Annotated in this window: 11 protein-coding genes and 1 pseudogene; 11 read left to right on the top strand and 1 reads right to left on the bottom strand. The window is 51.0% G+C overall.

Features of this window, described 5'->3' with window-relative positions; genetic code table 11:
* Window positions 1-185 precede the first annotated feature (185 nt).
* Window positions 186-422 (top strand): hypothetical protein, encoded by a 237-nt coding sequence (locus HMPREF9447_RS00270; RefSeq protein WP_044137257.1) that lies wholly within the window; start codon window positions 186-188, stop codon window positions 420-422.
* On the opposite strand, the gene HMPREF9447_RS00265 is transcribed toward HMPREF9447_RS00270, so the two are convergent.
* Complete coding sequence (locus HMPREF9447_RS00265) at window positions 409-867, bottom strand: hypothetical protein (protein ID WP_009127190.1); 459 nt, start codon at window positions 865-867, stop codon at window positions 409-411. The two genes, HMPREF9447_RS00270 and HMPREF9447_RS00265, sit on opposite strands and share 14 nt — an antisense overlap.
* A 240-nt stretch (window positions 868-1,107) precedes the next feature.
* On the opposite strand from HMPREF9447_RS00265, the pseudogene HMPREF9447_RS00260 reads away from it, so the two are divergent.
* From HMPREF9447_RS00260 to HMPREF9447_RS00210, 10 genes and pseudogenes are all read left to right on the top strand, one after another.
* Window positions 1,108-1,502: pseudogene (locus tag HMPREF9447_RS00260) on the top strand (structural protein P5).
* A gap of 20 nt (window positions 1,503-1,522) precedes the next feature.
* Window positions 1,523-2,005: a hypothetical protein gene (locus HMPREF9447_RS00255; RefSeq protein WP_009127188.1), complete on the top strand. Its 483-nt coding sequence runs from the start codon at window positions 1,523-1,525 to the stop codon at window positions 2,003-2,005.
* Window positions 2,006-2,298: 293 nt separating this feature from the next.
* Window positions 2,299-2,799, top strand: coding sequence for a hypothetical protein (locus tag HMPREF9447_RS00250; protein WP_009127187.1), 501 nt, complete (start codon window positions 2,299-2,301; stop codon window positions 2,797-2,799).
* Window positions 2,799-3,284, top strand: a complete 486-nt coding sequence (locus HMPREF9447_RS00245; protein ID WP_009127186.1) for a hypothetical protein — start codon at window positions 2,799-2,801, stop codon at window positions 3,282-3,284. Before HMPREF9447_RS00250 ends, HMPREF9447_RS00245 begins: the two co-directional genes overlap by 1 nt.
* Before the next feature lie 256 nt (window positions 3,285-3,540).
* A complete protein-coding gene (locus HMPREF9447_RS27325; protein WP_009127185.1) occupies window positions 3,541-6,708 on the top strand; it encodes a hypothetical protein in 3,168 nt (1,055 codons plus the stop codon).
* Window positions 6,709-6,710: 2 nt separating this feature from the next.
* Window positions 6,711-7,178, top strand: coding sequence for a hypothetical protein (locus HMPREF9447_RS00230; protein ID WP_009127184.1), 468 nt, complete (start codon window positions 6,711-6,713; stop codon window positions 7,176-7,178).
* Window positions 7,179-7,195: 17 nt separating this feature from the next.
* Window positions 7,196-9,430: a hypothetical protein gene (locus tag HMPREF9447_RS00225; RefSeq protein ID WP_009127183.1), complete on the top strand. Its 2,235-nt coding sequence runs from the start codon at window positions 7,196-7,198 to the stop codon at window positions 9,428-9,430.
* Window positions 9,431-9,435: 5 nt separating this feature from the next.
* A complete protein-coding gene (locus HMPREF9447_RS00220) occupies window positions 9,436-12,075 on the top strand; it encodes a hypothetical protein (protein WP_009127182.1) in 2,640 nt (879 codons plus the stop codon).
* Window positions 12,076-12,102: 27 nt separating this feature from the next.
* On the top strand, window positions 12,103-12,378 hold the full coding sequence (locus tag HMPREF9447_RS00215) for a hypothetical protein (protein WP_009127181.1): 276 nt from the start codon (window positions 12,103-12,105) through the stop codon (window positions 12,376-12,378).
* Between the two features lies 1 nt (window position 12,379).
* Complete coding sequence (locus HMPREF9447_RS00210; protein ID WP_009127180.1) at window positions 12,380-12,598, top strand: hypothetical protein; 219 nt, start codon at window positions 12,380-12,382, stop codon at window positions 12,596-12,598.
* Window positions 12,599-12,600: the final 2 nt, after the last annotated feature.

Genomic DNA, 12,600 nt, shown 5'->3' with positions numbered 1-12,600 from the left:
CGCCCGGTAAAAAAACAACCCGGTAGTAGTGTCTCCATTACCCGATAGTAGTTGCCTCGCTACTACCGGGTAGTGCATCCACTACTACCGGGTAAATTCCTGCGCCTCCCTCTTGCAGGCGTACATCATTTTCGGTACCTTTGCAATAGAGAGCTAACTAACAGATTAACATCAACTTTCGGATTATGAAAAAGAGACGTAACATCATCGGGATGAGCTATGCGCATAGAGTGACGGAAGTGCTGCGTATATACGAAGAACACGCGCGCAGCGGATTGTCCAACCGCGAAATCCTGCGCCGCTACATCTGGCCAGTGTATCCCATCTGCGAAAAAACCTTCTACAACATCATCAACGCCAGCGCCGACCCGCGCATCATGGCACGGCAGAGCGAGCTGGATGCTCAGCTCACACTGTTCTGACCTCTCTCTCGATGAGCATGACGGCATATTGCTGCTCGTACACCTTGATGCCTCCCGGCGCCGCCGTCTGCACGCTCTTGGTGCGCACTGCCGCCGAACGGCAACCTTCGAAGCCCCATCCCTGCACTGCATCGTTCAGGCGCTTCACCAATTGGTAGCGCTGCGCCGCACGCTCCACAGCCGTGCTTCCGTCGGCAGGCGGCTGCACTCCGCAGTCGAAAGCCAGACGCACGCTCAGCGTAGGTTCACCGCGCTGCGTGTCGGCCTTCAGATTGCCCCAGACCGTTTCGGGGATGCCCACCAATACACACGGAAAAGCAACCGGATAGACCGGTTCACCATTCTTCAGGGCATCGAGCTGCCCATAATCTTCGTCCACCACCTCTACGAGGTTTCCCATCTTCCCGGCAATCTGCCGCAGTAAGTCATTCATTAATTGTTCCATATCAGGAGATTTTTAATTACATCTGCGAAGTACGGCAATGCTCGCCTGAAACGGAAAAAACAGTGTAACCCTTACCCACAACACCGCAACCGCTACGCAATGTTTGGAAAGCGTTACACACTATTTTGCACCCCTCCACCCTACATCGTATGTTTGCAGCAACAAAATCGCAACCGATATGATACAGACAAGGATTCATCATAACTCCCCCATCGGGGAAGCAGGGAAAGGAGGCCGGTCATGACCCGTGGACTAAGGAACAACAACCCCGGCAACATCCGCCTCTCCGCCACCCCGTGGCAAGGCGAGATACGCCCCTCGCAGGACAGCTCGTTCTGCCAGTTCACCAGTATGGCCCACGGCTACCGCGCCCTCCTCAAACTGCTGCGCAACTACAGCCGCCTGCACGGTTGCCGCACGGTGGCCGACTTCATCAGCCGCTGGGCCCCCTCGCACGAAAACAACACTTCGGCCTACATCCGCCGGGTGTGTTCCACCATGCACGTGCCCGCCTCCTACCAGCCCGACACCGACGACCACGACACCCTGTGCGCCCTGGCCGCCGCCATCTCGCTGGTGGAGAACGGCACCCCGCCCTCATGGAGGACGTAGAAGCCGGATGGGCATTATTATAAGAAAGAAAAGACGAAAAAGTATGAATGCACTGGAATATACGAAACTTGCCTGCGGGCTGCTCACCGCCATCATAGGCGTAGGAGGCTTCAAGGTGTACACCGACAAGCAACGCTACCTGCAGGAAGTGGAGAAACTCAAAGCCGACGTCCGTGCTGCCGACTCCAACGTGCGCAGCAACGAACTGGACAATGTGAAAAAAGCCATGCAGATAGTCATGGACGAAATAGTGGAACCATTAAAAGAAGAAATCAATGCCATCAGAGAAGAACTTGGCAAACTGCGGCGGGCAGTGGAGAAGGCAGGCGATTGCCGCCTGGCTACTGATTGCCCTGTGCGCAGCGAGTTGCAAGGCACCACTGAAAGTGGAGCAGAGCTACCTCGGCGACACGCTGCACCGGGTGGACGGGTACGCGCTAATACAGCAGCCCGTGCCGCCAAGCATCGCCACCACAACGTTTCCGGCCGGGACGTTGAAGGCGATACCGGTGGGAACCGGATTTAGCTTCCGAAGCGGGCAGGCCACGGTCAGCGTGAAGCGCCTCACGGGCGACTCCATACAGGCCACAGCCACCTGCGACAGCCTCGCACGCCAAGTCATCCTCCTGAGCCGGGAACTTGCCCGCGTCAGCCGGCAGACCGCAACCACGGTCAGCCAAGTGCCGCCACAGGTGATTCGCCAGCCCTCAGCATGGCAATGGTTTTGGATAAGGACAGGGCAGATAGCCGTTGCCGCCCTCCTCCTGATATTGATTAAACGGCGACTTTTTTAATTATCTTAAATTAATAAACAAAATTATGGCAGTAAAAGAAAACAACGGCCTCATCTACGGTGTAGGTAAAGTCATGTTCAATGGTAAAGAAATCGGCTGGGTCAGCCAAGATGGTTTGCAACCCAAAGGCGAAGCAAAACAGACAACTCCTGTTTACGCGGCACAAGTGCACGACGGCGCGGTGGACGAACTGGTGAGCACTCCGAGCACCATCGCTTTCGGCTTCAAGCTGATTCAGTTGATTCCCGAAATGTGTAAAGACTTGTTTGGTGGCACCATCAGCAGCGTAGACGGCGCTTACGAAGCACCCGAAGGATTCAAAGACTTGGAAGGAGCTTTCAAGGTAGAGTGCGTCAGTGGCCACACTATCGAAATTCCGCGTGCCCGCCTCAGCGGCGAACTGGCGGACTCCATCAACATGAGTGGCGTATTGAGCTACGACTGTACGGTGAAGTGTCTCAAGCCGACTGAAGCCGGAAAAGCCCGCTACCGCATCGTGCCTCCTCAAACCGAAGCAGAAGGATAATGATGGAAAGCCGACTGAAAGAACAACTGAAAGCGTCGGCGTTGATACTTGACATGGGTGTGGCAATTCCTGTCCGCCCATTCAAGTACCTCACCCGCAAGCGCAAACCCATGCACGTGGTGATGCGTACCCCCGGACTGGGCGGACTGATGCGCATAGCCAACCTCTATCTCTCGATGGGCGTCGCCTACGCAGAAATAAAAGACTACGACTGCGAGCAAAACATGCGCCTCATGCAGCAGCATGGCGTCACCATCAGTCGCATAGTGGCCTACGCACTCGTTCGTGGCAGACTTACGGGCCGATGTCTCAACCGCCTCGTGGCCTGGTGGCTTCGCTGGCGCGTGCATCCCCTGTTCTTGCAAGAGTCCATGTTCCAGTTGCTCACCATGCTCAACCCACAGTCTTTTCAGACTATTATCAACTCGGTGGAATTAATCAATCCGATGAAGCCGAGTTTGAGCCCATCAGAAAGCGGGAGTTAAAAGGCTACACAGAAGGCCCTCATAGCCCGTTCGGTTTAGTATGGCAGGTGGCCACGGCAACCGGTTGGAGCCTGCGCTACATCTTGTGGCAAGTGCCCTACCCCTTGCTGCTACTCATGGCTCAGGATGCCCCACGCTACATTTCGCCCGAGGAACAACAACGGCGCAATATGATGAAAATGATTAAAAACCAGAAGAAGGTCCCCGAAGCAACAGACCCGGTGGCGTTTTTCCAAACCCATATCTCAAAATACTAATGGCCCCTGTAAATTTAACTCAAATACAGCGCAATGATCTCACAGAGAAAATGATGCTTGATGAAGCCAGAAAATCAATGGAGAAGCTGGCAGACAGCAGCAGGCATATCAAAGCTACCGAGGAAGCCCTCGGAGGATTATCGGCAACCATCAAGGCTACCAATAGCGCTGCCTCCCTTCTGGGACTCAAATCGGACAATCTGACTCACGTGCAAGCCAAACTGAAAACGGCCGTCGAAATGACCTCGGCCGCCCAGCAAGTGGCCGACACCGTGACCAAGAACAGTTACTTCAACCTTGTCATCGTAGACAATGCCAAGAAAGCACTTGCAGCCACCAACACCTATCTGGCCCGGACGTTCAACATATCCACCGTGGCCGCCAAAGCGCTGACAGGAACCCTCACGCTGGGAATATCAGTTGCCGTCACAGCCGCCATTGCCGCCTGGGACCAGTACATCGACAACCAGGAAAAAGCAGCCGAGAAAGCCCGCGAACAGGCCGAAACCGAACGGCAGGCAAACGCCGTGAAGCTACAGACCCGCGTGGAACTGGACAGGCTGACCGACTCGCTGAAAGACTTCGACGGAACCAAAGAGCAGGAGAAAGCGAAGATTGAGGAACTGAACGATAAGTACGGCGAAACCTTCGGGCAATACGACACACTGGCACAGTGGTATCAGGTGCTCTCGCAGAAAGGCGAAGCCTACATTCAAATGCTGTATCTACAGGCAAAAGCGCAAAGCCTCGTAAGCAAGGCGGTGGATGCCGATGCCAAAGTGAACGAAATAAAACTCACACCCGAAGATAATTTCGATACCAAATGGATTGGCAACAACGGCAAAGAGAAGAAAGACGAAGCCCTGAAAGCTGCGGAAGCCGAGCGCGACGCCTATAAGAAGGAGGCGGAAGCTGCCTATAACGAGTCAATCAAACTCAGCAAAGCAAACGGAATAGGCGATTTCTCCCCCAAGAAAAGCAATGCCGGAACCGGCGGAAACAGCAACGCATCCGCCGAAGCGAAACAGAAGCAGGAAGAAGAACGCCAGAAGCGGCAAGCCGAATGGCGGCAAAAGATAGCGGACGACGACCTCAAAGTCCGGAAAGAGATTCAGGACAAGCTCCAGGCAGCCATGAAAGAAGGTGATGAAACCGAGGAAACATTAGCCCGGGAAGCTTTCGACAAAGAGATGGACCGCATAGAGCAGCAACGCCAGGAGCGGCAGGCCAAGCTGGAGGAAGCGCAGAAGGACGGCGTAAACATCACCCCCGAGCAAGTATCCAATGTGGACAACGAAGCGGTACAGCAAAGCAACATCGCCGCCGCAAACTACCAGAAGACGCTTACTGACATGGAGAAGCGCCGCCAGAAGGAAGAGCTACAGGCAAAGAACGACTACCTCAAAGAATACGGCTCGTACGAAGATAAACGCCTTGCCATCATAACCGATTATCAGCAACGCATAGCCGATGCCAAGACTCAGGGTGAGAAAGACACCTTACAGAAAAAAGAAAACGAAGCCGTAGACGCACTGGACAAAGGCATGCTCCAGAAGTCGGACCTCTGGACACGCCTCTTCGAAGAAGCCGGCACCCACACCAGCGGCTACATACAGCAAACCATCGACCAAGCCCGGCTACTGCTGGAATACCTTGAAGACGTAGATGGCAAGAAGAACATCCAGCTTCCCGACAACCTCCAAAATTACGCCAAGTCGCTGAAGCCCGAAGATGCAAAAGGCATCATAACCGCAATGACGAAGCAGAGCGCCGCCCTGAACAAACAGAACCCCTTCATGGGCCTCATCAACGGCTTCAAAGACCTGAAAGCTGCCGGCAGCGACTCCGAAAAGCAGTTTGCCGCTACCCAAAACATCCTCGAAAGCTTCAAGGGCGCATCCGCCATCGTCAGCGAAGTGGGCGGCGCCATCAGCAAGATGGGCGGTTCCGCCGGAGAAACCATGCAGAAAGTGAGCGGCGTTGCCAACTCCACCCTCTCCATGGCATCCACCGGAGCCTCCATAGGCGGCCCGTGGGGAGCAGCCATCGGCGGCGCACTGGGACTTGCCTCCGGACTGGTGGGCGCATTCGGTGCCGACTACTCCGGCTACAACGCCATGGTGCAGAAGTACGACGTCCTGATGGACGTGTGGGATCAGCTTCTCGACAAGAAGAAAGCCTACATCAAAGAGTCCTACGGCGCCGAAGCCACCCAAGCCGGTTCCGAAGCCCTGCAACTGCTCAACTCGGAGAAAGAAGTCACCAAGCAACTCGCCAAATCACGCCTGAGCTCGGGTAGCAGCGGCGGCAGCCGTTCCCTATGGTATCGTATGTGGAAAGGCTCCTACAAGTGGGAAGGTCAGAACTGGCGCGACGTGGCAGGAGACATTTCCAAGTCATTGGGCGGCGTGAAGTTCACCCAGATGGAAGACATGCTCAACATGAACGGCAAACAACTGGAATGGATCAAGACCAACTACAGCGGCCTCTGGTCGGCAATGGACGGCGACTTCCGTGGCTATCTGGACAACCTCATCCAATACGGCGACACGGAGAAAGAAATCGTCGCCTCGGTCAAGGAACAGTTGACAGGCGTATCGCTCGACAGTTTCCAGGACAGCTACCTCAGCCTGCTGGACAACATGGACAGCAGCAGCGAAGACTTTGCCAACAACTTCGAGAAGTATCTGCGCAAGTCCATCCTGCAATCCGTCCTTGCCACGAAATACAGTTCGCAGATACAATCCCTCTACGATAGCTGGGCGAAGTATGGCGAAGACGGCACCCTCACCGAAGAAGAAGTGAGAAGACTGCGCGAAGAGCAGCAGAAGATAAGCGACGCCATGCTGGCCGAACGCGACCGGCTGGCCGAAACCTTCGGTTGGGAGTCGGAGAACAGTGCCGGAGGCTCGTCGCAGTCGGGTCACACCGGCGCCGTGACCACCGTCACCGAAGAGACAGCCGGCAAACTGGAGGGCATCGGCCTCTCCATCCAGACCCACGTGATAAGCATGGACGAAAAGATGGCCGACCTCTCGCGCTACTCTTACGAAGCCATCGGCCTGCTGGGCAGCATTGCCGAAAACACCGGCTACTGCCGCTGCCTGAAAGACATAGCCGAGATAGTGAACAGATTGGAAAGAGACGGAATGAAAATAAAAGGATAATTATGGAAATACTTGAATCACTACTTACCATCAATGGTAAAGACATCTATAAGGAATATCGCGCCTTCCTGGCCGAAGACAAGTCCGGAGGACACGATAACTACAACGCCCTCTTGCAAGTGCCCGCTATGAAAGCCTACACCGCAGTGACATTCCGCGAGCAGAACGGCGAAAACCTGCCCGCCTCCCTACCCGCCCCTCACTACGAGGCGCGCGACGTAACCCTACAGTTCGGCATCCTGGCAGACACCCCGGCAGAGTGGTACACCCACTACATCGCCTTCATCGACTTCCTGAAAAGCGGATGGCTGGTGTTTGCCCTGCCCGAACTGGGCACCCAATACCGCATGTACTTCAAGAGCGCCGCCTCGCACGACATGTCCTCCCCGCTCACCGTAGAAGACAAAGTGTACGGCAAGATGAAACTGAAGTTCAGAGAACCGAACCCTTATCAGTCTATTGACCTTTAAACAGCAAATAAACGAGTATGGAACTGAAAATATACAACCAGAACGGAGAACTGAAACTGACCGTGAACACCGCCGCCTCATCAACCTGGAACACCGAGCTGATGGCAGAGAACGCCGTGTCCGCCACCTTCACCCATCCCTTCTTTGTAGCACTGGACGTGAACGACTATGTGATGCTGAACGACACAAAGTTCAGCATCAACAAGGAGTACAAACCCAAGCAGGTGTCTACACAAGAGTACAACTACACGGTCAAGTTCTACGGCCCCGAGCACGATGCGGAGCGGGTGATGTTCCTCAACCTGACGGACGGGCAATATGAACTGCAATTCTACCTCGACGACAGCCCCGCGATGCACCTCCAGAGGTGGATAGACAACATGAACCGTGTGTACGGCGAAAAGCGCTGGAGCATAGGAGACGTTCTCGACGCCCCGAAGAAAACCGTCGAATACAACAACGCAACCTGCTGGGATGCCCTCTCGCTGATATCGGACGCATTCGAGGCGGAATGGTGGACGGACGGTTTCAAGATTAACCTTACACGTTGCGAGCGTGGCGACCGGGTGGAACTGGGCTATATGCAGGGACTCACTTCGCTTACTCAATCAGAGAACAGCAGTGACGTGAAGTTCTTCACCCGCCTCTTCCCGCTGGGCAGCACCCGCAACATCGACCGCAACCGCTATGGCTTCTCCCGGCTGCAACTTCCGAACCGGGCCAAGTATGTGGACAGAAACACCCGTTATGGGCTTTACGAATATGTGGAAGAGTCCACCTTTGCAGATATCTATCCGCACTATCGCGGCACGGTCAACACAGTGCGCCAAGAGGAAAAGGTGGATGAAAACGATAAGAAGATCACAATCTACTATTTTGACGACATCGGCATGACGTTCGACCCGAACGACTTTGAAATAGGCGGGCTGGCCAAACATATAACCTTCCAGACAGGCGAGCTTGCCGGGCGGGAGTTCGAAGTGAAATACGATTCGAAGACCATGGAGTGGGAAATCCTCAACACTTATCCGTCGGAAACAGAGCAGATACCGGGCAAAAACCTGATTCCCGCTCTCGGAGATGAATATATCCCCTGGAACTTCAGTCTGCCCACGGGGCTCGAGAAAGAAGCGGAAGTAGCATATGAAACTGCCGTCAACAGCTATCTGGAAAAGTACAGCGAGGACATGTCTAAATATGGAGGCGAAACGGACTACACCTATATTGACAAGAACAACATCCCGTTGCAGTTAGGCCAAAACGTGCGTTTGCTAAGCGACAAGTTCTTCGACGAAGGGTTCAGTGACACACGAATCACCAAAGTTACGCGCAAGCTGGATAACCTGAGCATGGCCACCATAGAATGTACCAACATGGTGGGCAAAGGCTGGAAGCGGACGGTGGATGCCAGTTTGGCCCAGTTGCAATATGTGATGTCTTCAGGCAGCAACCCTTCTTCCGGAAGCAGTTCTTCCACATCAATCGACGTCTCGGACAAGTTGAAAAAGAACATCGTTATCAACTCCAACGATGTCGGCTATTTCAAGAAAAAGGACGTCCTGCTTGCCGGCCAAACCTGGGAAACCATTTTCCGCAAGATGCTGTACAAGCCCATGGGTGGAGAGTTGAGCAGCAGTATATCCACTTCCGACAAAGTGGAATATGGTACAAAGCAAGGACGCATCACCTACACCGCCACCCGCAACGGACAGGGCGAGATGACCAAAGCTTTCCATGATGAGGATGAAGGTAAGAAGCTGGTCTTCTCAGCAGAGAGTCAGGGCATTCAGACAGCCGTACTGACCCTGTCGGGCACCTATACCAAGCGAGAAACGCATAGAGCGACAGTGGTGTATGCCTCCAGCGATATACTTCCCGAAAAGATATTGAATGACACTATCACTGTAAATGTATATCGAAGATGGTTTGCAGGGGTGGTAGATTCGGAACCTAAGACATCGGCACAGGTGAGGGCACTGGGGAGCAGCGGACTGTATACAGGTAAAGGAGAATACAGCTTTACAGCTACGAACTGGAAAATGATAGCAATATGTCTTCCGGAGGGGGATATAACTTCATTGGAGATTAAGGGAATTCAAGGAAATATAATTTGGGATACAGGTCTGGTGAGCGGCCCGAAAGAGATTCCCGTGAAGGACCTTAATAGTTCGACAGAAACCAATTATAAAATGTGGATTATGAATACTCAACTTGTGAATGATACGACTAATCATATAACTTTAAATACTTAATAGTCATGGATGAATTGAAGTTAACAGGAACTCCTTTTTCAACGACCTATAAGAGAACGACATCTCGTCCTATGGATTCTTCTGAGATATTTGAGACGATAGATGCTGCCACTATGTATGCCCAAAATGCCAATAAAACACATGTGCCCTATCCCGGACAAATTATATCAGTAAAGGGAGGTGAGGTCTATAAACTCCTGATAGACCCTGAGATGCCGGACGACAGTGCTAAAGGGTTTTATCATTGTAAATTAGATATTATTGGTGGAAATATTAGTAATGACAACCGCTATCTGCGTAAAGATCAGGAAGACACCGCCCAAAAGATAATACACTTCCGCGAAGGTATTGATGCCAAGAAAGTATCTACTCTGGAACAGATAGTTTTATTGGAAGATATTGCATCTAAAAACTTCACTCCCGGTTCTACGGGGTTCGGCATTAAGGAGGACGAAGTCGGAAACTACCATCTCGATATCGACTTCGTAAACATTCGCCGAAAGCTGACAGCCGACGAGATACAGGTGCAACGCTCCTATTATGTGGGCGGCAAGCAGTGGGTAACTCCGGGTGCGGGAATCGTCTGCACCTCAGTGGAAGATACCGGGTCTGTATACCGATGCCATTTCAAGACGACAGACGCAGACGGACGTGAGGTGAAATGTTTATTCCAGTCGGACGACTGGGCAATCTGCGAGACTTTCAATCTTGAGAAGAAAGTAGGAGGAACATTAGGCAATCACTACTATTGGCGACTGGTTGTAGGCGTCGGAACGGACTACATAGATTTAAGCAAATCCAATGCCGGTCCTGGTAGCGATACGCCTATGCCTGGTGACGAGATTGTACAACTCGGAAACAAGTCCGATACAAGCAGGCAGGGAGCTATCTGTAGTGATGCCATAACCACCGGAGGTCCTTACATCCGTGTGTATAAAGGCATCATTGACTACCATCTGCCACAACCTAAGATTGATTTGAACCCGGACAAAAGTACGATCATAGCCAAGCTAATTTCTGAGGCAACAGGAAAAGATGTAGATACAATACTTGGTGAGATACAAGGTAGCCTCGATATCATTAAAGGACAAACGGACAAGGAATATACGATGTGGTTCTATGACTACGCCCCTACATTATCCAATATTCCGGCATCAGAATGGACCACTGATGACTTAAGGATAATGCACGAACAGGACATGTTCTACAACCGTAAATCCGGACTGGCTTATCGGTTTGAAAAGTCGGGAAACACGTGGGCATGGAATAACATCACCGACCTGCAGACAATCAAAGCCCTGGAGGATGCAGCCAGAGCACAGGATACAGCCGACGGGAAACGCCGGACATTCGTTGCACAGCCAACAGACTCACAGGCTTATGATGTTGGCGATCTGTGGGTGAATGTGATGTATTCGGATGCCAATGTTTCTTATAAGAATGATGTCCTCGTCTGCAAGACAGCTAAGGCTAAAGGGGTGGCATTCAGTATTTCTCATTGGGAACCTACGTCTACTGCTACAACCGCTTATATTGAAAACTTGGGCAATCAGATTGTAATAGCCGTAACCGACTCTGATGAGGGAATAGAAGCGGCAAAAAAGCTTGCGAATCAAGGTATAAAAGATGCTTCTGATGCAGCTAAATCAGCATCCGAAGCATTGGGTATTGCAAATAGTGCAAATAGTGCGGCGACTAAGAATACGACAGTCATTCAGGCGACGAAGGAATCTCTAACCTTATTGGCTCAAGGAATACATTTTGATGCATCTGGTGAAAAAATCACTAATATCAATACATCCGGATTAATAACCACAGCAGACTTCTCGGCATTGTACGGAAAGGAAATCGTGTATGATAAAGATGGGCATGTAGATATGACAAAGATGTCCGGCCTTATCACAGAGGCTGGCTTAACAGAGATGTTTTCAAGTTTGGCTGACGATAATGGCTATGTGAAGAAAGCCTATATAGATTTGTTCGTGACACAGCTTCCGGATAAGAGTTTTCAAAGTAATGTGGTCATAAATGCTGACCAGATTCGGTTCGATGGTAACATTGTGGCTAATGGCACTTTCTTTGTGGATACTGAGGGCAACCTAACGATGAATAATATCACTGCTAAAAATGGTATATTCAATGGAACAGTAAATGCTGATAATGGAGAGATAGGCGGTTTTAAAATAACAGAATCTTCAATAGGCTCTAAGATAGCTGGTGATAATCTTCTTCTTACAAAGAATGGTATTAGTTTTGACGGGGCTAAAAAAAGCGCAGGGATTGGAGATACTTTGCCACTCTCTACGGGTGCGACAGATCAGGTAGCCGCCATATTTACTGTTAATTTAGATGATTACGATCTTCAGAGTGAATCATTAGCAACAGTTAACATCTCATCACTTGGCGGTCGAGAATCTTGTGCACTAAGTATTAACACAGATAGCGAAAATGGTGTAGCTATCAGCTATAAAGGAAAAATAAATACTCATGGTAAAGACCGCTACGGTTCTGATTATGGCAATTATGGATTAACAATGGGCGTCGGTTTTCGAGATTGTTGGGATCCTAATAACAATGTATTTCGGTTTGGAGACCTATTTTTTGTAGATGGGATACTGACCAGAATACAATGGAGAAGTTCATAGAAATAAGCACTTTAAACAGGTATAGTTATGAAAATCAATTTTAGAAAAATCGAGGCGCATACCTCGTTTGAAGGTGGAAAACAGACCTTCGATGCTGCCGAAACAATCGGCAATGAAATGATGTACAACGGCAGTATTCTTCTGGATATTGGATTTGAAGAGCTTGCAAAGGAAATCTATTATTCTAAAGATGAAATAGAAATCCCGGAACGCTACTGTAAGGCCCTTGAACTTGTCGTGAAGAACTCGCGTCTTATCGCCGCCGTGAAGCGTGAAATAATAAATCAGCTAAACAGCAAGTAAGATGGGATACATCAAATTCATATTGAGCACCCGTAAAACGAACGTCGATGGCAACGCCACCTATGCCCAAATCAGCCGTATCGAATCGGATATGGCTGATACAAGCATGCTCGAGACGAATTTAATAATGCATGCGCTTGCGGCCCACGGGGGAAAAGTGATTGAAACGCTTGAGTTCATATTGGATTCAAGCAGATTGGACAACGATATATTAGGATAAAC

The sequence above is a fragment of the Bacteroides oleiciplenus YIT 12058 genome, assembly GCF_000315485.1.
Lineage (GTDB): Bacteria > Bacteroidota > Bacteroidia > Bacteroidales > Bacteroidaceae > Bacteroides > Bacteroides oleiciplenus.
Note: the sequence above shows the minus strand (reverse complement) of the source record. Positions and strands in the feature narration are given on the sequence as shown.

Bases quoted from the DNA above. Each gene is read 5' to 3' on its own strand.
- HMPREF9447_RS00255 (WP_009127188.1), top strand. From the start codon at position 1,523: ATGAATGCACTGGAATATACGAAACTTGCCTGCGGGCTGCTCACCGCC.
- HMPREF9447_RS00245 (WP_009127186.1), top strand. From the start codon at position 2,799: ATGATGGAAAGCCGACTGAAAGAACAACTGAAAGCGTCGGCGTTGATA.
- HMPREF9447_RS27325 (WP_009127185.1), top strand. From the start codon at position 3,541: ATGGCCCCTGTAAATTTAACTCAAATACAGCGCAATGATCTCACAGAG.
- HMPREF9447_RS00270 (WP_044137257.1), top strand. From the start codon at position 186: ATGAAAAAGAGACGTAACATCATCGGGATGAGCTATGCGCATAGAGTG.
- HMPREF9447_RS00215 (WP_009127181.1), top strand. From the start codon at position 12,103: ATGAAAATCAATTTTAGAAAAATCGAGGCGCATACCTCGTTTGAAGGT.
- HMPREF9447_RS00230 (WP_009127184.1), top strand. From the start codon at position 6,711: ATGGAAATACTTGAATCACTACTTACCATCAATGGTAAAGACATCTAT.
- HMPREF9447_RS00250 (WP_009127187.1), top strand. From the start codon at position 2,299: ATGGCAGTAAAAGAAAACAACGGCCTCATCTACGGTGTAGGTAAAGTC.
- HMPREF9447_RS00220 (WP_009127182.1), top strand. From the start codon at position 9,436: ATGGATGAATTGAAGTTAACAGGAACTCCTTTTTCAACGACCTATAAG.
- HMPREF9447_RS00225 (WP_009127183.1), top strand. From the start codon at position 7,196: ATGGAACTGAAAATATACAACCAGAACGGAGAACTGAAACTGACCGTG.
- HMPREF9447_RS00210 (WP_009127180.1), top strand. From the start codon at position 12,380: ATGGGATACATCAAATTCATATTGAGCACCCGTAAAACGAACGTCGAT.
- HMPREF9447_RS00265 (WP_009127190.1), bottom strand. From the start codon at position 867: ATGGAACAATTAATGAATGACTTACTGCGGCAGATTGCCGGGAAGATG.